This is a genomic window from Ruegeria sp. BHSC029 (assembly GCF_059613085.1).
Map to the genome: position 1 here is coordinate 417,534 of NZ_JBXWRU010000003.1, position 16,877 is coordinate 434,410.

19 protein-coding genes are annotated in these 16,877 nt (G+C 61.2%); 11 read left to right on the forward strand and 8 right to left on the reverse strand.

Features of this window, described 5'->3' with window-relative positions; all coding sequences use genetic code 11:
• The first annotated feature begins 119 nt into the window (after window positions 1-119).
• Genes AC2FML_RS09110 through AC2FML_RS09130 form a run of 5 tightly spaced genes read left to right on the forward strand, consistent with a single transcriptional unit; the run spans window position 120 to window position 3,362 of the window.
• Complete coding sequence (locus AC2FML_RS09110) at window positions 120-722, forward strand: VOC family protein (RefSeq protein ID WP_496782861.1); 603 nt, start codon at window positions 120-122, stop codon at window positions 720-722.
• A complete protein-coding gene (locus AC2FML_RS09115) occupies window positions 719-1,207 on the forward strand; it encodes a GNAT family N-acetyltransferase (protein ID WP_170441851.1) in 489 nt (162 codons plus the stop codon). The genes AC2FML_RS09110 and AC2FML_RS09115 overlap by 4 nt, the downstream gene beginning before the upstream one ends.
• A 45-nt stretch (window positions 1,208-1,252) precedes the next feature.
• Entirely contained in the window at window positions 1,253-1,933 is a 681-nt protein-coding gene (locus tag AC2FML_RS09120; RefSeq protein ID WP_170340209.1) for a molecular chaperone DjiA, read from the forward strand.
• Between the two features lie 4 nt (window positions 1,934-1,937).
• The gene (locus AC2FML_RS09125; RefSeq protein WP_170364626.1) at window positions 1,938-2,951 is read left to right on the forward strand and encodes an endonuclease/exonuclease/phosphatase family protein; all 1,014 of its coding nucleotides are present in this window, start codon (window positions 1,938-1,940) and stop codon (window positions 2,949-2,951) included.
• A 51-nt stretch (window positions 2,952-3,002) separates the two neighbouring features.
• On the forward strand, window positions 3,003-3,362 hold the full coding sequence (locus AC2FML_RS09130) for a hypothetical protein (protein ID WP_437436398.1): 360 nt from the start codon (window positions 3,003-3,005) through the stop codon (window positions 3,360-3,362).
• A 9-nt stretch (window positions 3,363-3,371) separates the two neighbouring features.
• Here AC2FML_RS09130 and AC2FML_RS09135 read toward each other — a convergent pair whose 3' ends face one another.
• From AC2FML_RS09135 to AC2FML_RS09155, 5 genes are all read right to left on the reverse strand, one after another.
• On the reverse strand, window positions 3,372-4,913 hold the full coding sequence (locus AC2FML_RS09135; RefSeq protein ID WP_496782863.1) for a Ppx/GppA family phosphatase: 1,542 nt from the start codon (window positions 4,911-4,913) through the stop codon (window positions 3,372-3,374).
• Between the two features lie 49 nt (window positions 4,914-4,962).
• Complete coding sequence (locus tag AC2FML_RS09140; RefSeq protein ID WP_170441854.1) at window positions 4,963-5,652, reverse strand: HdaA/DnaA family protein; 690 nt, start codon at window positions 5,650-5,652, stop codon at window positions 4,963-4,965.
• Entirely contained in the window at window positions 5,653-6,726 is a 1,074-nt protein-coding gene (locus tag AC2FML_RS09145) for an AI-2E family transporter (RefSeq protein ID WP_170357245.1), read from the reverse strand. It lies immediately after the preceding gene.
• An 87-nt stretch (window positions 6,727-6,813) separates the two neighbouring features.
• The gene (locus tag AC2FML_RS09150) at window positions 6,814-7,788 is read right to left on the reverse strand and encodes an isopenicillin N synthase family dioxygenase (RefSeq protein WP_496782864.1); all 975 of its coding nucleotides are present in this window, start codon (window positions 7,786-7,788) and stop codon (window positions 6,814-6,816) included.
• Window positions 7,788-9,152, reverse strand: coding sequence for an FAD-dependent oxidoreductase (locus AC2FML_RS09155; RefSeq protein WP_496782866.1), 1,365 nt, complete (start codon window positions 9,150-9,152; stop codon window positions 7,788-7,790). Before AC2FML_RS09155 ends, AC2FML_RS09150 begins: the two co-directional genes overlap by 1 nt.
• Window positions 9,153-9,317: 165 nt before the next feature.
• Between AC2FML_RS09155 and proS the strand changes: the two genes are divergently transcribed.
• Window positions 9,318-10,658, forward strand: coding sequence for a proline--tRNA ligase (gene proS, locus AC2FML_RS09160; protein WP_170340821.1), 1,341 nt, complete (start codon window positions 9,318-9,320; stop codon window positions 10,656-10,658).
• The gene (locus tag AC2FML_RS09165; protein ID WP_170390980.1) at window positions 10,642-11,535 is read left to right on the forward strand and encodes a glycosyltransferase family 2 protein; all 894 of its coding nucleotides are present in this window, start codon (window positions 10,642-10,644) and stop codon (window positions 11,533-11,535) included. Before proS ends, AC2FML_RS09165 begins: the two co-directional genes overlap by 17 nt.
• Here the strand turns inward: AC2FML_RS09165 and AC2FML_RS09170 are convergent.
• Entirely contained in the window at window positions 11,532-11,891 is a 360-nt protein-coding gene (locus AC2FML_RS09170; protein WP_170340824.1) for a hypothetical protein, read from the reverse strand. The genes AC2FML_RS09165 and AC2FML_RS09170 overlap by 4 nt on opposite strands.
• A gap of 312 nt (window positions 11,892-12,203) precedes the next feature.
• Between AC2FML_RS09170 and AC2FML_RS09175 the strand changes: the two genes are divergently transcribed.
• From AC2FML_RS09175 to AC2FML_RS09185, 3 genes are all read left to right on the forward strand, one after another.
• Entirely contained in the window at window positions 12,204-13,208 is a 1,005-nt protein-coding gene (locus AC2FML_RS09175) for a DUF6492 family protein (RefSeq protein WP_496782868.1), read from the forward strand.
• Window positions 13,209-13,289: 81 nt separating this feature from the next.
• The gene (locus tag AC2FML_RS09180) at window positions 13,290-14,576 is read left to right on the forward strand and encodes a lipoprotein-releasing ABC transporter permease subunit (protein WP_475143183.1); all 1,287 of its coding nucleotides are present in this window, start codon (window positions 13,290-13,292) and stop codon (window positions 14,574-14,576) included.
• The gene (locus AC2FML_RS09185; protein WP_170340830.1) at window positions 14,569-15,255 is read left to right on the forward strand and encodes an ABC transporter ATP-binding protein; all 687 of its coding nucleotides are present in this window, start codon (window positions 14,569-14,571) and stop codon (window positions 15,253-15,255) included. The genes AC2FML_RS09180 and AC2FML_RS09185 overlap by 8 nt, the downstream gene beginning before the upstream one ends.
• On the opposite strand, the gene AC2FML_RS09190 is transcribed toward AC2FML_RS09185, so the two are convergent.
• A complete protein-coding gene (locus tag AC2FML_RS09190) occupies window positions 15,239-15,676 on the reverse strand; it encodes a DMT family transporter (RefSeq protein ID WP_170340233.1) in 438 nt (145 codons plus the stop codon). The genes AC2FML_RS09185 and AC2FML_RS09190 overlap by 17 nt on opposite strands.
• A gap of 95 nt (window positions 15,677-15,771) precedes the next feature.
• Here AC2FML_RS09190 and AC2FML_RS09195 point away from each other — a divergent pair, with 95 nt between their 5' ends.
• Window positions 15,772-16,176, forward strand: a complete 405-nt coding sequence (locus AC2FML_RS09195) for a c-type cytochrome (protein WP_496782870.1) — start codon at window positions 15,772-15,774, stop codon at window positions 16,174-16,176.
• 3 nt (window positions 16,177-16,179) lie between these two features.
• On the opposite strand, the gene AC2FML_RS09200 is transcribed toward AC2FML_RS09195, so the two are convergent.
• Window positions 16,180-16,866: a hypothetical protein gene (locus tag AC2FML_RS09200; RefSeq protein WP_170420370.1), complete on the reverse strand. Its 687-nt coding sequence runs from the start codon at window positions 16,864-16,866 to the stop codon at window positions 16,180-16,182.
• Window positions 16,867-16,877 lie beyond the last annotated feature (11 nt).

The window sequence follows — 16,877 nt, forward strand, 5'->3', positions numbered from 1 at the left end:
ATGCCTGCAGCCTCGGGCATTCACCCGCTCGGATGTTTGGTGTCAGACGAAGTGCCCAAGTCGGACTTTTCATGGTATCCGATGGCATGAGGTCGGTTTTGGACGCTGGAGGCGCAATTATGGAGCTTGATCATCTGGCGGTGGCCGCGTCGACTTTAGACGAGGCGGTCGCGCATGTAGAGCATGCCTTGGGTATTCCGATGATGCCCGGTGGCAAACATGGAAAATTCGGCACCTACAACAAGCTTCTTGGGCTGGACGAGGGCCTGTATCTTGAAGCGATCGCGATTGACCCGGACGCTGCCGATCCTGGGCGGCCACGTTGGTTTGATCTTGATCGTTTCTCGGGGCCGCCGAGGCTCACCAACTGGGTCTGTCAGGTTTCGGATATGCAGGCCTATGTCGATGGATTCTCAATCGACATTGGCGATATCCATGACCTTGATCGTGGTGCGTTGCGGTGGAAGATGGCGGTGCCAGGATCGGGGCGTTTACCGTTCGACAACCTGTTTCCCGCTTTGATTCAGTGGCAAGGTGACCTGCATCCGGCTGGCATGCTGCGGGCCAGTGGCTGCCACCTGCGGCGGCTGGTGGTTTATCACCCGGACGCGCTGGATTTGGCGCAATTGCTCGGCCCGCTCGACAAGGTTGTTTTCGATTCCGGGCCTGCGGTTTTGCGGGCTGAATTTGAAACGCCGCACGGACCGCGGGTGCTGGAATGATCATTCGCCCGGCTCTGCCCCGGGATGCGGCTGAAATTGCGGAGATCACCAATTCGATCATCCGCGAGACGCTGATCACGTTTACCACGACCGAGCGAAGCCCCGAAGAAATCGCGCGGGATATCGACGAGCGAGGGCTGGCGTTCCAAGTCGCCGAGCTTGACGGCCGTGTCGCGGGATATGCGACTTACGGCAGTTTTCGCTCGGGTCCCGGATATGCGCACAGCCGGGAACACACCATCCTGCTGGCTCCTGAAGGCCGGGGGCGGGGCGCGGGTCGCGCGCTGATCCGAGCCTTGGAGGAGGTGGCGCGATCGCAAGGCGTGCATGTTCTGGTCGCTGGAATCTCGGCCGAGAACCCGGGCGCGATTTCCTTTCATGCGGCGGTCGGTTTTGAGGCGGTCGGCCGAATGCCGGAAGTTGGTCATAAATGGGGGCGTTGGCTGGATCTTGTGCTGATGCAGAAAATTCTGGCCCCGGAATGAATGGTCGCACCTGACAGTCCGTACTCGGCGCGCTAGTGTGCGCTCATGTCGATCTGGTCCCGCATATCCGAGGCGCTGAGCGCGCTTGCCAAAGGTGAAAGCCTGACGGCCGTTTTTGAGAAGCTACGCACGCCGCCCGAACGTTCCGTGGCCTTCGCGATTGCTGTGATCGCCTTGGGCGCAAAGATGGCCAAGGCGGACGGGCAGGTGACCCGCGACGAGGTGACCGCTTTTCGCGAGGTGTTTCGTATTCCGCCGGAGGAAGAGGCCGGCGCGGCGCGCGTGTTCAACATGGCCCGGACGGATGTGGCCGGGTATCAGGAATACGCACGCAAGATCGCGCGCATGTTCGCCGAAGACAGCACCACCCTGTGCGACCTCATGGAGGGGCTGTTTCACATCGCCATGGCGGACGGGTTCTATCACCCCAACGAGAACGAGTTTCTGGAGGATGTGGCGCGGATTTTTGGCCAGACCGATGCACAGTTCAAAGCCCTGCGTGCGCGCTTCGTTCCAGATGCGCCCAAGGATCCCTACACCGTTCTGGGCGTGACCCCTGACACTCCACTACCCGAGATCCGAAAAATCTGGCGCAGGCTTGTGCGTGACACACATCCAGATGCGATGATGGCCCGTGGTGTTCCCGAAGAAGCAATTCGCCTTGCCGAAAAAAAGATGATCGACATCAACCGCGCCTGGGATGAAATCAACGGCGCGCGGGTCTGAGACGATGCGTCTGGCGACCTACAACATTGAATGGTTCGCCAATTTGTTCGACCGCAATGATGAACTGGTTGTCGATGACAGCTGGTCGGGCCGGCACAATGTCACCAAGGCACAGCAGATCGAGGCCATTGCGACGGTGCTGACGGCCGTCGACGCCGACGCCATGCTGATCGTCGAGGCGCCGAATACGGGCAAATCGCAAAACACGGTGCGCGCCTTGCAGCATTTCGCCGAGACGTTCGATCTGCGTACATCCAATGCGATCATGGGTTTCGCCAACGATACGCATCAAGAACTGGCCCTCTTGTATGATCCCGAGGCCCTGACCGCCCGGCACGACCCGAAAGGAGTGCAAGATGGCGGCCACGATCCCGACGATCTCCCACGCTTTGACCGCGAGTTTCGGATCGATCTGGACATTGACGCGACCGAGGATCTGGTGCGGTTTTCAAAACCACCCATGGAACTGGCGGTCCGAACCCGGGCCGGGTTCGAGTTCCGGTTGATCGGTGCACATCTGAAGTCCAAGGCACCGCACGGTGCCCAATCGCGCGACGAAGCCTTGCGCATCTCTATCGCCAACCGCCGCAAGCAGTTGGCGCAGGCTGTCTGGCTGTCGCGCCGGGTGCGCGCGCACATAGCCGCTGCTGAACCGGTGATCTTGCTGGGCGACTTGAATGACGGGCCGGGATTGGATGAATTCGAACATCTTTTCGGGCGGTCATCGGTGGAAATCCTTCTGGAAACCGGCCTGTACGATCCGCATCCCGCACAGGCACTTCGACCTCGGCCGGGCTGGATCCCATCGACCGCGCGCTTTGCCCGCCCGAAGGAAGGCCAATATCTTGAGGCGTTGTTGGACTACATCATGATCAGCGAGGATCTGAGGGTCCGCAATCCGGTCTGGCGCATCTGGCACCCGTTCCGGGACGAGCACTGCTGGACAGTGCCGGAGTTGCGCGATGCCTTGGTCACGGCCTCAGATCATTTTCCGGTGACGCTGGACATCGACATCTGACCCTTTCAACAACTGTTCCCGCCCCTTATATTTCAGGTCATGAAACGATTGATGCTGATAGGTGCCACGGCCCTTTTTGCCGCGCCGGCCGCGGCCCAGGACGAAGGCGGTAAGTCCCTGATGGAGCAGGGGGCCGAGCTGTTCTTCGAAGGCCTGCGAAAGGAAATGGAGCCCGCGCTTGAGGATCTTCTGGGGCTTGCCGAGCAATTCGGCCCGGCCATGCAGTCCTTTATCGAGGAGATGGGCCCGGCCCTTGCCGAGATCGGCGGCAAGGTCAAGGATTGGAGCGCCTATGAGGCGCCCGAAATGCTGCCCAATGGCGACATTATCATCCGCAGGAAACCGGACGTTCCCGACCAGCCCGATGAGGTTGCTCCCAAGGAGGACGACGAAGGTGCAACCGATATCTGATCGTCCGGATCAGCCCTGCATTTTGACTATCGGGCGTGATTTGAGCGCGTTCGCCAGTGACTCGAATCTTGCCTCGGCCACTTCGTTGAACAAAGGGCTGAGCGACTTGGGCAGGTAAAACTCCAGTTCGCGCTTCTTGGGGTAGAACCGCAGCTTGCCAGTGGCCGCGTCGTTCTGCATCCACAGCATTGCGCCGAAACGCATGGCCTTTCCCAGAATCTCGGCCCGCTTCTGGTCGCGCTCGTCCAGCAGTTCGTACAGAGGGGCGAACCGGTTGCCCTCTCGCTTGTTCCGGTACCGATGCTGTAGGGCAAGTCCGATGAAGACACGTTCCGAGTGTTTCAGGCCGCCCAGGTTGGCGCGAGTCACATTGTCGAAACAGACCTCGGCCCGATAATCGGGGTGGGCGCGCCAGCTGACATCGTGCAACAGGCAGGCCGCCTTGATCAGCCGAACTCGGGCAGGAGGGGCGGACCGGAACAGCGGCATCACGAAATCATAAAGATGCGGCCCGAAACCGGGCAGCCGAGCGTCCTTTTGCTCCGAGAACCGGCAGGCCTCGATCAAAGGGTCGCAATCCCGCAGAATCTGCGGCATCTGCTCATACAGCAGGCCCTCGCGGATACCATAGCTGGATATTGCGATGTCTTTGGGTTTGAAGGTGCGGATCAGCCGCGACAGCACGTCCATGGCATACGGAATCAGGGCCATCCGCGAGCTTGAGACCCCAGCCTGAGAGCGCAGGTGTTCGTGGTCGCCCTTTTCGATGTATTTGATCGTTTCGCGCACCTGCTTGGTGGTCATGCGGTATTCGTGCAGCACGTTCAGCGGATATCCGCGGCGCAGCATGTCCAACCTTGCAAAGGCTCGCCAGCTTCCGCCGACCAGGAACAGTCGGTCGCGCTGCGGCCCCATCTGGTCACGAAGCGCCTCGAGTGTTTCCTTGATGTGGGCTTTGCGGGCGCGGCGTCCGCCCTTGATATCCCGGAGTTTGAGCGGCCCCAGAGACGAGGACACGCACCGTCCGACCGATCCGCCGCCGATCTCTGCCAGCTCCATCGACGAACCGCCGATGTCGCAGATCAGGCCGTAGGCGCCCGGCCAGCCCAGCAGGACGCCCTGTGCCGACAATCGGGCCTCTTCCTCGCCGTCGATGACCGAGATATGCAGCCCTGTCTCGGCCAGAACCTCCTGACAGAACTCCGGACCGTCTTCCGCCTCGCGCACGGCGGCGGTGGCTACAACGTGCAGTCCGGGCAGGCCAAGATCGCGGGACAGGTGTTCAAAGCGCCGCAGCGCCGCCAGCGCACGTAGGCGACCGCGCGGGTTCAGCCTGCCGGTTTCCGACAGCCCGGCGCCAAGCTCGCACATGACTTTTTCGTTGTAGAAATAAGCGGGTGACCGGGCCGCGCCGTCAAAGATAACCATCCGGACCGAGTTCGATCCGACATCGACCACGCCAACGCGCGAGAGATCTCGGATTCCCGGATGGTCGAACAGCGGTCTTCCGAATGGTCCCCAGTCCGGGATCCTTGCAGCGCTCTGTTCCATGATCTCCCCAACGTTGCCTCGCGCAGGATGCGAAATCGGACCCCACGGGTCAATCACCGGAAACCGCCGTGTCGATTTCGTTGTTCAGAACGCGCACGGCCAAGGTCCGTGTGATCTCGCGCTTTTCTGCCAAAGCGACCTGATCAAGTTGGGCCACCACCTCGGCTGCGGTTTCAAACCGGCGATCCATGTGCTTGACGAGGTAGGCGATGACGTCCGGCCCCGGGTTCAGCTGTCGGTCGACGAACAGCTTGGCCAGAACCGCGCACAGCAAGGCATCATCGGGCGGATCAAGCGCCACATGATGGGCACCTTCCACCCGGCTTTGCAGGTCTGCTAGCGGCAGTTCCCAGTATTTGGGGGCAAGGCGCCCGGTCATCAGCAGGGCATGCCCCTCGGCCAGAACCAGATTGTGGAGGTGAAACAGGGTTTTCTGCTGGTTTATATCCCCGGCGATCATCGGGATGTCCTCGACCGCCACGGGACTTTGTGCAAGTGCGGGAACATCTTCGTGTTTCAGATCAGAGGCCTGCACGATACGCCCGCCTGTCTCGGCGGCCCAGACATGCGCAAGATGGGTTTTGCCCGATCCGGCCGGGCCGCTCAGGACCAGCTTGTTGCCCGGCCAAGAATTGGCCGAAATCATTGCGACGGCCAGCGCATTCGCGGGAGATACGAAAAAATCCTCGCGCCCCAGCGCCGTCATCGCCGGAAGATCAAAGCTCAGCTGTTTGGCCATTCACTCGCTTTCCGGATCCAGCTCGTCACGCCCCGTGTACAGGCGGCTTGTCAGATATTGCGAAGTTCCGAAACGTGCAAGCACGCCCAAGGCCGCAGCGACTGGAACGGCGATCAGCATGCCGACAAACCCGAATAGCGCGCCAAAAACGGACAAGGCCAGAAGCAACCAGACCGGGTGCAGCCCGACCGAGTCACCAACCAGTTTGGGCGTCAAGAAATTGCCTTCGACGACTTGGCCGATGGCGAATATCCCTGCCACCAGACCGATCGAGGCCCAGTCACCCCAGAATTGGAATAGCGCCAAGCCAATGGCCAGCGTACCGCCGATCAATGCGCCCAGATAGGGAATGAAGGTGACCAACCCGGCGATGAAACCGACCACCAGGCCGAATTGTAGGCCGACGATCATCAAGGCAACGGCGTAGTAGGTGCCCAGGATAAGGCAAACCGTACCCATGCCGCGCACGAACGAGGCAAGAACAGCGTCAATATCGGCGGCCAGCTTGCGGATCGTCGGCGCATGGTCCCGGGGCAGCAGATCGTTGATCCGGGCGATCATTCGGTCCCAGTCCAGCAAAAGGTAGACGGCCACGACGGGCACAATCACCAGAAGGACCACGATGTTCACCGCTGATCCGACCGAGGCCATGACCGTTTCGAGTATGTCGCCTGTTTTACCCTTCAGCGTGTCGCCCATTGAAAGAAGGAACTGGTGGGTGTTCGATTCCCGGTCCAACAGCGACGGGAATTGCCGCTCGACGAAGGCTCGCATTTCCTGGAACAGGCTGGGCAGTACGTCCACCAGATCGATCAGCTGAGTGATCAGGGCCGGAACCACCATCAGGATCATCAAGGCAAAGGCAAGAATACTGAAGACGGTAATGATCGCCGTCGCAGCCGCGCGGGAGAGCCCCATGTTCTCCAGCCGATCGGCTACGGGATCCAGGAAATAGGCCACTGCGCCGCCGATCACGAATGGCAGCAGAACGTCGCCCAGCAGCCACAACAGCAATATGAATATCGCAGCGGCGATGCCCCAATATCTGAATTGATCCCGAACCGGCAACGCCATCGCGGCCTCCTGACTGCGTCGTTGCCCTTGTTCTTGGCTGATGAAGGCCCGCGATGCAAGCGGTTCATGGATCAGTGTTTTTGTGTCTCAGTCGTGCAGAGTGCCCAGTTCCGGCGTGTCTTCGGCAGCGGTCTCGTCGGACCAGTTGGTGCGCCAGATCTCGGCGGACCAGTGACCGCAATGCACGGACGGGCGGTCAAATCCCGGCAGCGGCGGCAGCAGCGGAGAAACCACCACGTCGTGCCTTGGTACCGCGAAATAGGGAAAAGAGTAGCGCTCCTTTCCGGATCGGTTGACCACGCGGTGCGGGGTCGATTTCAGGCGCCCGCCGGACCAGAGCTCGAGCATGTCCCCGATGTTGACGACAAACCCACCAGTTGGGCAGTCGGGAGTGATCCAGCCGCCGCCCCGCGTCTGGACCTCCAGCCCACCCACCGGGTCGGGGGCGATGATGGTCAACGCGTCGGTGTCCTTGTGGGGGTGGATGCCATAACCGTCCTCTTCCGGGGCCTGCGGCGGGTAGTGCAGCAAAGTCATGTTGGTCAACGGGTCGCGGAACGCATTCCGTAGGCAACCCGCAGGCAGTTTCAGCCCGGCCTCCAACGCGCCCAGCAAGCTGTCGGCCACCTGATCCAATCGCACCCAGTATTCAAGGATTGTGCCCTGCGCGTCCGGTACCTCTGCGGGCCAGAGGTTGGGTCCGTACAGCGCGCAATCCCGGCGGATGGGCGCATCCTCGGCCACTTCGTGGTGCAGCTTGTAGCCCTCATACTTGTCCGCATGTCCCGACCCGTCATTGGGCGTGAAGAACCCCATCGGGATATATCCGCGATAGTTCTCGCGGGTGATCGCCTGCTGCCATTTGTTGGCTTCGTTCACGTCGAAGATTGCGCGAACGCAAGCCCGGACCCTCTCGACCAGCTCTGGCGGGATGCCGGTGCCGGTGATCGAAAGGAAACCTATCCCGGTGCACGCATCCATAACCTGCTGGACGGTATTTCCGTGGTCAGGGTGGGCCTCCTGCATCAAGGGCGCAATGTCGATCGTCGGGATGTGTTCCATCAGTGGATCCTCACGCCTTGTCTGTCCAATTCGGAATGAACCGGGGTCAGGTTCAATTCGGACAGCTCCTGATTGCTTTTCAGTGCGATGGCGGCCGCGATGCCGGCCCCTTGGCCCATCACCGCGCAGCAGGCCATGTTGCGTGTCGCTGCGTGGGCGATGCGGTCGGCCCCGTGAGACCGGCCAGCCACCAGCAGCCCGCGCACCCCCTTGGGCAGCATCGAGCGGTAGGGTACCTGCATATAGCGCCCGGTGGTGGGCAGGATCAGGATGCCGTAACCGTCGATGAACTCGGGGTAGATGCCGATCGTGTCGCCGAACCGGCCCTGATGGCGCACATCGTCCTCGGTCATGTTGTAGACCGCGTCGATCTTGCGGGTGTCACGGATGCCGATGGTCATGCCGAAGTTGCGCAGCCGTGCGTTTTCGCATCCGGGCATGAACCGGCGCAGAGCGTCAATCGCCAGCTTGGTCTGGCGGCGGCCCTCGATCTCGCCCCTGGTTAGGCTGTCCGGGTCAGTCCCGTCGATCCCGGCCAGGTGGATCAGGTTCATATAGGTCAGTTCGCCCGTGTCATGCATTGCACCCCAGGTGCCCGCGATGGTGTTCAGGTGCGCCGGAATGAGGCCTTGGTCGATGGCCTGCTGGAACGGCTTGTAGACGAAGGGCGAGAACATGTCGTCCTCTTTGCCGCTGGTCTCGATGTTCCATTCACCGCCGCCGCCCCAGTCCTTGTAGGTCTGCGGGTCGGCCTTTACGCCATCCATGAAGGCGCGCTTGTCGACCCCGGCCAAGTGGAACATGACCGAGGCCGCCATCATCTGTTCCGGCTCGGTCTTGCGGGTCGGTGCGCCGGCACGGTGGGCCACGTCGGCATCACCCGTGGCGTCGATCACGATGCGGGCAAGGATTGCCTCGCGCCCCGCCTTCGACTCGGTGATCACACCAGTGATCCGGTCGCCGTCCATGATCGGGGCCACGAACTGGCGATGCAGCATCGGGCGGACCCCGGCCTCTTCCACCAACCGATCGGCCACCAGCTTGAAGCCCTCGCTGTCCAACTCGTAGCTCAGCGATTGGCTTTCCGGGACCGCCGCGCCCATCTCCTTGGCGCGTTGCTCGAACTCCCATCCGATGCCGCCGGCCTCGATGGTCTTGTCGTGCCGGTACCAGGCAAAGCCCTCGACCCCGACAGCGGTGATATTGCCGCCCATGCAGCCGAAACGGTCCAGCAGAGCGACCTCGGCCCCGGCCCGCGCGGCAGCAAGCGCCGCGGCCAGCCCTGCCGGGCCAGAGCCCACCACCAATACGTCAGTCTTGTGCACCACGGGGATGTCTCGGGCGGGTTCGCGGATGGTCTGCATCGGGGCCTCGTCTTCAGAAGTTTTCCCACTGTTTCGAGACCTGATTGGCGGGTCAATCAAAATTCCGACTGACCTGAGGTCGCAAATCCGCCATTGCCCGATTGCCCCCGGCGGGGCTTTCGCATAATCACGTGGCCGTGGAATTCTCACCTGCAAGGTAAAAACATGCGCCTCAGCCGTTACTTTCTGCCCGTACTCAAGGAAAACCCGTCCGAGGCCCAGATCGTCAGCCACCGGCTGATGCTGCGCGCCGGGATGATCAAGCAGGCTGCCGCCGGGATCTATTCGTGGCTGCCGCTGGGTTTCAAGGTGCTGCGCAAGCTGGAAAACATTGTGCACGAGGAACAGATCCGCGCCGGGCACATTCCGATCCAGATGCCGATCCTGCAATCCGCCGATCTGTGGCGGGAATCCGGGCGTTATGATGATTACGGTCAGGAAATGCTGCGTATGCAGGACCGCCACGGCCGCGATATGCTCTATACCCCCACCGCCGAGGAACTGGTCACCGACATCTTCCGCGGTCACGTCAGCAGCTACAAGGACCTGCCGCTGACCCTGTACCAGATCCAGTGGAAGTTCCGCGACGAGATCCGCCCCCGTTTCGGCGTGATGCGCGGCCGCGAATTTTACATGAAGGACGGCTACAATTTCGACCTGACGAAAGAAGACGCGCTGCACGCCTACAACCGCCACCTGGTCAGCTATCTGCGCACCTATGAACGCATGGGGCTGCAGGCGATCCCGATGCGCGCGGACAGCGGCCCGATCGGCGGTGACGACACGCATGAATTCCTGGTGTTGGCCGATACCGGCGAATCCGAGGTGTTCTATGACAGCGCGGTTACTGATATCCGTCTGGGCGAGCGCGACATCGACTATGACGACAAGGCCCAGTGCCAGGCGATCATGGAGGAGTTCACCTCGCTCTATGCCCGCACGGACGAAACCCATGACGAGGCCCTGTTCCAGCAGGTGCCCGAGGAACGTCGCCGCAGCGCGCGTGGCATCGAGGTTGGGCAGATCTTCTATTTCGGCACCAAGTATTCCGAGCCGATGGGCGCCACGGTGCAAGGCCCCGACGGCAAGCAGGTTCCGGTGCACATGGGCAGCCACGGCATCGGCGTCAGCCGACTGATCGGTGCGATCATCGAGGCCAGCCACGACGACAAGGGCATCATCTGGCCCGAGGGCGTGACCCCGTTCCACTGCGGCATCGTCAACCTGAAACAGGGCGATGACGAGGCCGACGCGGCCTGTGACAAGATCTACAAGGCCCTAACGGCGCTTGGGCTCGAGCCGCTCTATGACGACCGCAACGAGCGGGCAGGGGGCAAGTTTGCCACGATGGACCTGATCGGCCTGCCCTGGCGTATCACCGTCGGCCCGCGCGGGTTGAAGAACGGGGTGGTCGAACTGACCAGCCGCCGCACCGGCGAAAGCGAAGAGCTGAGCCCCGAGGCCGCCGTAACCCGCATTGCCGAGATCTATGAGCGCTCCGTCTGAAACCGGTGACGCGCCGCTGATCTCGGTGATCACGGCAACTTGGAACCTGCTGTCCCAAGGGCGTCAGGACACATTTCCCCGCGTCATCGAATGCATGGCGCGGCAGAATTGCGACAGTTCCGAGCACATCATTCAGGACGGAGCATCGACGGACGGGACGGTCAAATTCATTCAGGATTTGATCGCCGACGCTCCGCGCACGCGGCTGATCAGTGAACCGGACCAAGGCCTGTACGACGCGATGAATCGCGGCGTCAAAGCCGCACGCGGCGAATACGTGCTGTTCCTCAATTCCGACGACTCATTGGCAGCGGATGATGTTCTGAACCGGGCGGCCGAGCGATTGACCGCGACCCACCCCGACTATCTTTTTGGGTCAACCCTGCACCGGTCCGCTGACGGCGGGGAAAAGATGGAAAAACGGATGTCGGTCAAAGCCATCCTCCAGCGTATGCCGTTTTGCCATAATTCTGTTTTTTTGAGACGAGATGTTTTTCAGGAATTGGGGGGACACGACACACAGTTTCGCATCGCCGCGGACTACGACCTGATGCTGCGACTGGTTGCCGGGGGCTATCGCGGCGAAAGGATGGATGAGCCGATTTCATTGTTCTGGGACCGAGGCGAGACCAGCGACCAGCAAGCGACGGGGCAGGACTATGCCCGAGTCTGGCAACGGTTCTTTGCCGATTATCGTGCGGCACAAGGATTGGATCTGGATGATTTCGCGGAGTTCTATCGCCGCGGGCATATGCCGGCAAACCTGCTCATCGAGGTGCTGAGGCGCCCGGAAACGCCACTGCCGATCCGGCGGGCCGCCAAACACGGCCTTGCCAAGTCTCTACGCCGGTCCGTCCAGTTCTGGCGGCGGTACTAGGACCCGCCCGTCGCCGGACGCGCGCGAAGTAGTTCCCCATCCGCCCTGTCACCTCGGGCGACTACGACGGGGCGGCCCATACGCCGGACCAGATCCTTCAATTCGATGTCCAGGAACCGCAACCCGCAAAGCCGTTTGCCGGTCGCCCGGTCCATCAGGCACATACGCCCGCTTTGGAATGCCAGGCGATAGCCTTTTTCGCGCAGCGTGTCGGCTAGGCTGGCCCAACTGGCCGCACCGGCAAACAGCGGTCGGATGACGGCCCGCAGCAACGCTGCGGTTTCGCAATCCATGTCCTGAGAAGTGATCGTCGTGGCTGGCGCACCAACCTGTTCAATTTCCTTTTCAATATTCATGAGCGACCCCCGCTCTTTAAAATGTATTCCCCCACAATCAGGGTGCCAAAATTTCTCAAAAGAAGCAAAATGCGAAACAAAGTTGCTGTGAAAATGTTGCATTTCAAGTTCAGTTTAATGTCTGAACCTCACATTGACTTCATACCTGAAACAATAAGGGCCTGTCTGTGATGGGCTTCACAACCAGCGGTATAAACGTCTTTCAAAAATCATCCGTTGCTGGAATTTGCGCCCGATGGCTGATTCTGCGCCAACACGGCAAAGCGGATTTGGCGGCCGGTCGAGAAGCTGATACAGCGGCGCCAAGTGATTATGAAAGGCGCCCCGACCGTGCTGAGTTTTGCCACGATAGTGTATTCCAAGGATTGCCCGCTGCTCGAGTTGCAGGCGCGTTCCTTTGCGCGATTTGCTGATCCGGCCAAGGTTGCTTCCATCCATGTTGTTCTGAACGACGTGGACGAAACCACATTGCGAACGCGTATCGAGCCCATACTGGCGGCCTATGGTCCTTTGCAATCCAAGGTTCGGGTCGTCGGGGGCGATGACATTCTGCTTGGGGCAGGTCAATGCGCCCGGCGTTCACTGGGCGACCGGCTTCTGATTGAAGGACGGCACCGTATCCCTTTCGTGCGAAAGGGGGGGTGGCGCGGCAACAACGGATACCGCACGCAGCAGGTGCTCAAGCTGGGTGCCGCACGGATCGCCGAGGCGGAGCAGATGGTTATCCTGGACACCAAAAACCTGTTTCTGCGGTCTTTCACTGAGTCAGAGTTCTTTTCGGATGGCGGAGCCGCCCGGCTTCCGTTCATTTCGGTCAACAGCGACTTTCACCGCAACTGGCTGCAGCAGAGCCTGGACGCTTTGCAGGTCACCGTTCCGGATATCGAGGCTTTGAAGACCACGACGTTTTCGACGCCGTTCCCGGTGCGTAGGTCGTTGGTTCTGGAGATGTTGGACGAGATCAACGAACGCTACGGTTCGGTGCAGTCGCTCTTCGGATCGCGCCGTAGACCCTCGGAATTCATGCTGCTGAATGCATTTTGCCTCCGGTCGGATCTGGCTTTGCGCCCGTGGTTCGAGGACGCAACCAGCACTGCGCTGGGGCTTTGGCCGACCTATTCGCAACAGAAGCTGGAAGACCTGATCGCCAGGATCGACGAACCGGAACTGTTGAGCCTTGGTCTACACAACCGGGCGGTTTCCATGCTGACGCCTGAAACCCAAGATCGCTTGTTCGATGCCTTGGCGCGTCGGGGGATCAGTGATCGTGAGACGACCCAGTCCGTGCTGAGTGCAACTGCGTCGCTGGCCGGTTGAACGGGCGCGTACATCCAGAACCGGCTTGACCATCCAGCCAAATCCCGAAAATGTCCCCACCACAGATTTGCCGGAGCAGGAATGGCCAGAACACCCCCTCCCTTTGCCGCCTTCGAATGGAAGATCGCCTGGCGCTATCTGCGCGCCCGGCGTGCCGAAGGCGGTGTAAGCGTGATGACGTGGATCTCGTTGATCGGGATCACGCTGGCCGTGTTCGCGCTGATCGCCACGCTGGCGGTCCGGTCAGGGTTCCGGTCCGAATTCGTGGGCACCATTCTTGGGGCCAACGCTCATGTAACAGTCTACTCGGCCGGCGAACTGGACGCGCAAGGGCAGGTTGATCGCACCATAGTTGATTTCGACGCCATGGCCGAGCGCATCGCGCGGGTGCCGGGCGTTCAACGCGCTGCGCCGCTGGTCAAGGGGCAGGTCCTGATCACCAACCGCGATCGCAGCAGCGGGGTCGAGGTGTTCGGTATCCGCCCTGACGATCTCTACAGCCTGCCCGGTATTGCCGAAAGCGATCAGGCTTACGGCGACCTGTCCCGGTTCGAGGAGGGGATCGCCATCGGCTCGGGCGTGGCCCGCGCCATCGGTGCAACGGTGGGGGATCGGGTCAAGCTGACCTCGCCCAACGGGGTCAAGACCGCCTTCGGTACCTCGCCCCGCGTGAGTGCCTATGAAGTCGTCTACGTGTTTTCGGCCGGGCGCTATGACATCGACCGCACCCGTGTCTACATGCCGTTTTCCGAGGCACAGAGTTTTTTCAACCGCGAGGGCGTCGCCGACGAGATCGAAGTGATGGTCGACCGCCCCGAGGACCTGAACCCGATCCTGATCCCCATCCTTGAGGCGGCGGGAGAACGGTCGCAGATCTGGACATGGCAGGATGCGTCAGGCGGCTTTCTGCGCGCGCTCGAGGTCGAGGACAACGTGATGTTCATCATCCTGTCGATCCTGGTGCTGATTGCCGCGATGAACATCGTCTCGGGCCTGATCATGCTGGTCAAGAACAAGGGGCGCGACATCGGTATTCTGCGGACCATCGGGCTGAGCGAGGGGTCGATCCTGCGGGTGTTTTTCATCTGTGGTGCCTTCACCGGGATCATCGGCACCGCGATGGGCGTCATCCTGGGCTGTCTGTTCGCTCTCTATATCGACCCGATCTTCTCTTTCGTGAACTACGTGATGGGCGGCGGCGTCTGGGATCCGACGATAAGGGGCATTTATGCCTTGCCGGCCGAGCTGCACCTGTCGGACGTGCTCAAGGCGGTTGGGCTGTCGCTGGGTCTGTCCTTCTTCGTCACCTATTTCCCGGCCCGCCGTGCGGCACGGCTGAACCCGGTCGAGGCGCTGCGATATGAATGATGTCACCTTGCGTCTGACCGGCCTGACCAAGACCTATCTGAAAGGCACGCCCGCCGAGGTGCAGGTGCTGCGCGGCGCCGATCTGGAGCTGCGCGCGGGCGAGGCGGTAGCTCTTGTGGCGCCCTCGGGGGCGGGCAAGTCGACCCTTCTGCATATCGCCGGTCTGCTGGATACACCGGATTCCGGGACGGTCGAAATCGGCGGGCAGGACGCGACCGGCAAGGGCGACCGCACCCGCACCGCGATGCGTCGGCGGGATGTGGGTTTTGTCTATCAGTTTCATCACCTGCTGCCGGAATTCACCGCGCTGGAAAATGTCGTGCTTCCGCAATTGGCCAACGGGGTGTCCGACAGGGCGGCCAAGGCCCGCGCGATGGATCTGCTGGGACGTGTCGGCGTCGCCGAACGTGCCGACCACCGCCCGGCAGCTTTGTCGGGGGGCGAGCAGCAGCGGGTGGCCTTCTGCCGGGCCCTAGCCAATGAACCGCGTGTCCTGCTGGCGGACGAGCCAACAGGGAATCTGGACCCGGGTACCTCGGATCAGGTCTTTGCCGCGCTGATGGATTTGGTGCGCGAGTCCGGCCTGTCGGCGTTGATTGCCACGCACAACCTTGACCTTGCGGCGCGTATGGACCGGATGCTGCGGCTGGATGGGGGTGTGCTCAGGCCAGCTGAGTGATCGCGACGCCTACGGCCATCACCGCGATCCCGCCGGCGCGCATCAGGGTCAGCGGTGTGACCTGCGCGCCGAAAAGGCCGAAATGGTCGATGGCCGCGGTGCTGATCAACTGCCCCAACAGCACGAAGAACACCGCGTTGCCGACGCCGAAATGCGGTGCGACGTGGGTAATGGATAGCACGTAGAAGGCAATCAGAACCCCACCCAACAGCAGATGTTTCGGGGTCTGCGCAACCTTTGCCAAAGCTTGTGTTCCGGGGAACAGCAGCATCACCAGCGCCGAAGACCCAAACGCCACTGCAAACAGGATGACCGCAGCGGTGGTGGGCGAGCCGATCAGTTTTCCGAGCGCCGCATTCAGCGCGGCGAGAATCGGAACTCCGATCCCGGCGGCGAGCATGATGGCTGCATAATGTGTCATGGCCCGGACCCCTTAGCCGATTTCGTTGATCTGGATCATTGCGGGTCGTGACGGTTCGGGCAACCCTGCTTTTGGCGTTAGAACGGAGGAACGCAATGAAACTGTTGACGTTTACGGCCTTGGCCATGGCAGGTGCGATTGCCGCCACAGGTGCTGCAGCCCAGGATGCCGAAGCCGGCGAGCAGCTTTACCTGCACCATTGCGCCACCTGTCATGGACTGGATGCGACTGGACACGGGCCAATGGCCGGCGTGCTGTTAATCCAACCGACCAATCTGAAGACGCTTGGGGACGCGGGCGGAAAATTTCCGACCGCGCGTGTGGTGCAGCGGATAGACGGCCGTGATCCTCTGGTCAGCCATGGCAGTCCGATGCCGGTCTACGGGCCATATTTCGAAGGGCAGGACACCGCCATCAAGACAGATGCCGGCCAGCCGATCCTGACCAGCAAGCCGATTGCCGATCTGGTCGCGTATCTAAAGACCTTGCAGAGCAAGTGAACCTCAGCGGCAGATGCCTTCCACCTTGGCGCCGCTCCAAGGGATGACCACGTCGCTTTCTCGCCGGGCACCCGGCAGTTTTGCCGGGTCGAAATGCTTGGCCAGCATGTCATGCAAACGCTGGGTCCGCGGGGCGTCCGGATCCAATGCTCGGCAGCAGACATATTCCTCGACGATGGCGCCCTGCTGCTCAAACCCGTAGTCCAGAAAATCGGCCGAGTTATCCAGATCGAACAGGTAAGGATCCTTGCGGCCACCATGTTCGGCAGCCGCCCGCAACGGGTGATAGCCGGTGGTTTTCCTGTTCTGCCATTGCCAGACATGGGTTAGTTCATGGGCAAAGATCATGGCGGCCACAAGGTTCATCTGGTCGGGGTACCGCGCCATGTAGTCGTCAAGATACCAGTCCTTGGTGAAGTATACCCGGTTGAACAGCGCGATCGCCGCCGGTTTTCCGGTTACGATCTCGTCCTTGACCGGCGGCAGGATACGCTCGCGGCAAGCCAGCCTCGGTCTGGCTTTTCGTTCGTAGGTGATGGAGGCGACCGGCGCGCCTTCGACCAGCCGAACCCGGTCAAGATCCAGCGTTTCGCCTTGAACCTTGCTTGCAAAGGCGCGCTCGTTCTCGGTCAGAGGGCGACCGCAGGACAACAAAGCAAGAAAGAGCAGGATCGAAATCAACCGGACCATGACCAAACCCT

Excerpts from the sequence above, each read along its gene's own strand:
- AC2FML_RS09110 (WP_496782861.1), top strand. The coding sequence starts at position 120 with ATGGAGCTTGATCATCTGGCGGTGGCCGCGTCGACTTTAGACGAGGCG.
- AC2FML_RS09115 (WP_170441851.1), top strand. The coding sequence starts at position 719 with ATGATCATTCGCCCGGCTCTGCCCCGGGATGCGGCTGAAATTGCGGAG.
- AC2FML_RS09120 (WP_170340209.1), top strand. The coding sequence starts at position 1,253 with ATGTCGATCTGGTCCCGCATATCCGAGGCGCTGAGCGCGCTTGCCAAA.
- AC2FML_RS09125 (WP_170364626.1), top strand. The coding sequence starts at position 1,938 with ATGCGTCTGGCGACCTACAACATTGAATGGTTCGCCAATTTGTTCGAC.
- AC2FML_RS09130 (WP_437436398.1), top strand. The coding sequence starts at position 3,003 with ATGCTGATAGGTGCCACGGCCCTTTTTGCCGCGCCGGCCGCGGCCCAG.
- AC2FML_RS09135 (WP_496782863.1), bottom strand. The coding sequence starts at position 4,913 with ATGGAACAGAGCGCTGCAAGGATCCCGGACTGGGGACCATTCGGAAGA.
- AC2FML_RS09140 (WP_170441854.1), bottom strand. The coding sequence starts at position 5,652 with ATGGCCAAACAGCTGAGCTTTGATCTTCCGGCGATGACGGCGCTGGGG.
- AC2FML_RS09145 (WP_170357245.1), bottom strand. The coding sequence starts at position 6,726 with ATGGCGTTGCCGGTTCGGGATCAATTCAGATATTGGGGCATCGCCGCT.
- AC2FML_RS09150 (WP_496782864.1), bottom strand. The coding sequence starts at position 7,788 with ATGGAACACATCCCGACGATCGACATTGCGCCCTTGATGCAGGAGGCC.
- AC2FML_RS09155 (WP_496782866.1), bottom strand. The coding sequence starts at position 9,152 with ATGCAGACCATCCGCGAACCCGCCCGAGACATCCCCGTGGTGCACAAG.
- proS (WP_170340821.1), top strand. The coding sequence starts at position 9,318 with ATGCGCCTCAGCCGTTACTTTCTGCCCGTACTCAAGGAAAACCCGTCC.
- AC2FML_RS09165 (WP_170390980.1), top strand. The coding sequence starts at position 10,642 with ATGAGCGCTCCGTCTGAAACCGGTGACGCGCCGCTGATCTCGGTGATC.
- AC2FML_RS09170 (WP_170340824.1), bottom strand. The coding sequence starts at position 11,891 with ATGAATATTGAAAAGGAAATTGAACAGGTTGGTGCGCCAGCCACGACG.
- AC2FML_RS09175 (WP_496782868.1), top strand. The coding sequence starts at position 12,204 with ATGAAAGGCGCCCCGACCGTGCTGAGTTTTGCCACGATAGTGTATTCC.
- AC2FML_RS09180 (WP_475143183.1), top strand. The coding sequence starts at position 13,290 with ATGGCCAGAACACCCCCTCCCTTTGCCGCCTTCGAATGGAAGATCGCC.
- AC2FML_RS09185 (WP_170340830.1), top strand. The coding sequence starts at position 14,569 with ATGAATGATGTCACCTTGCGTCTGACCGGCCTGACCAAGACCTATCTG.
- AC2FML_RS09190 (WP_170340233.1), bottom strand. The coding sequence starts at position 15,676 with ATGACACATTATGCAGCCATCATGCTCGCCGCCGGGATCGGAGTTCCG.
- AC2FML_RS09195 (WP_496782870.1), top strand. The coding sequence starts at position 15,772 with ATGAAACTGTTGACGTTTACGGCCTTGGCCATGGCAGGTGCGATTGCC.
- AC2FML_RS09200 (WP_170420370.1), bottom strand. The coding sequence starts at position 16,866 with ATGGTCCGGTTGATTTCGATCCTGCTCTTTCTTGCTTTGTTGTCCTGC.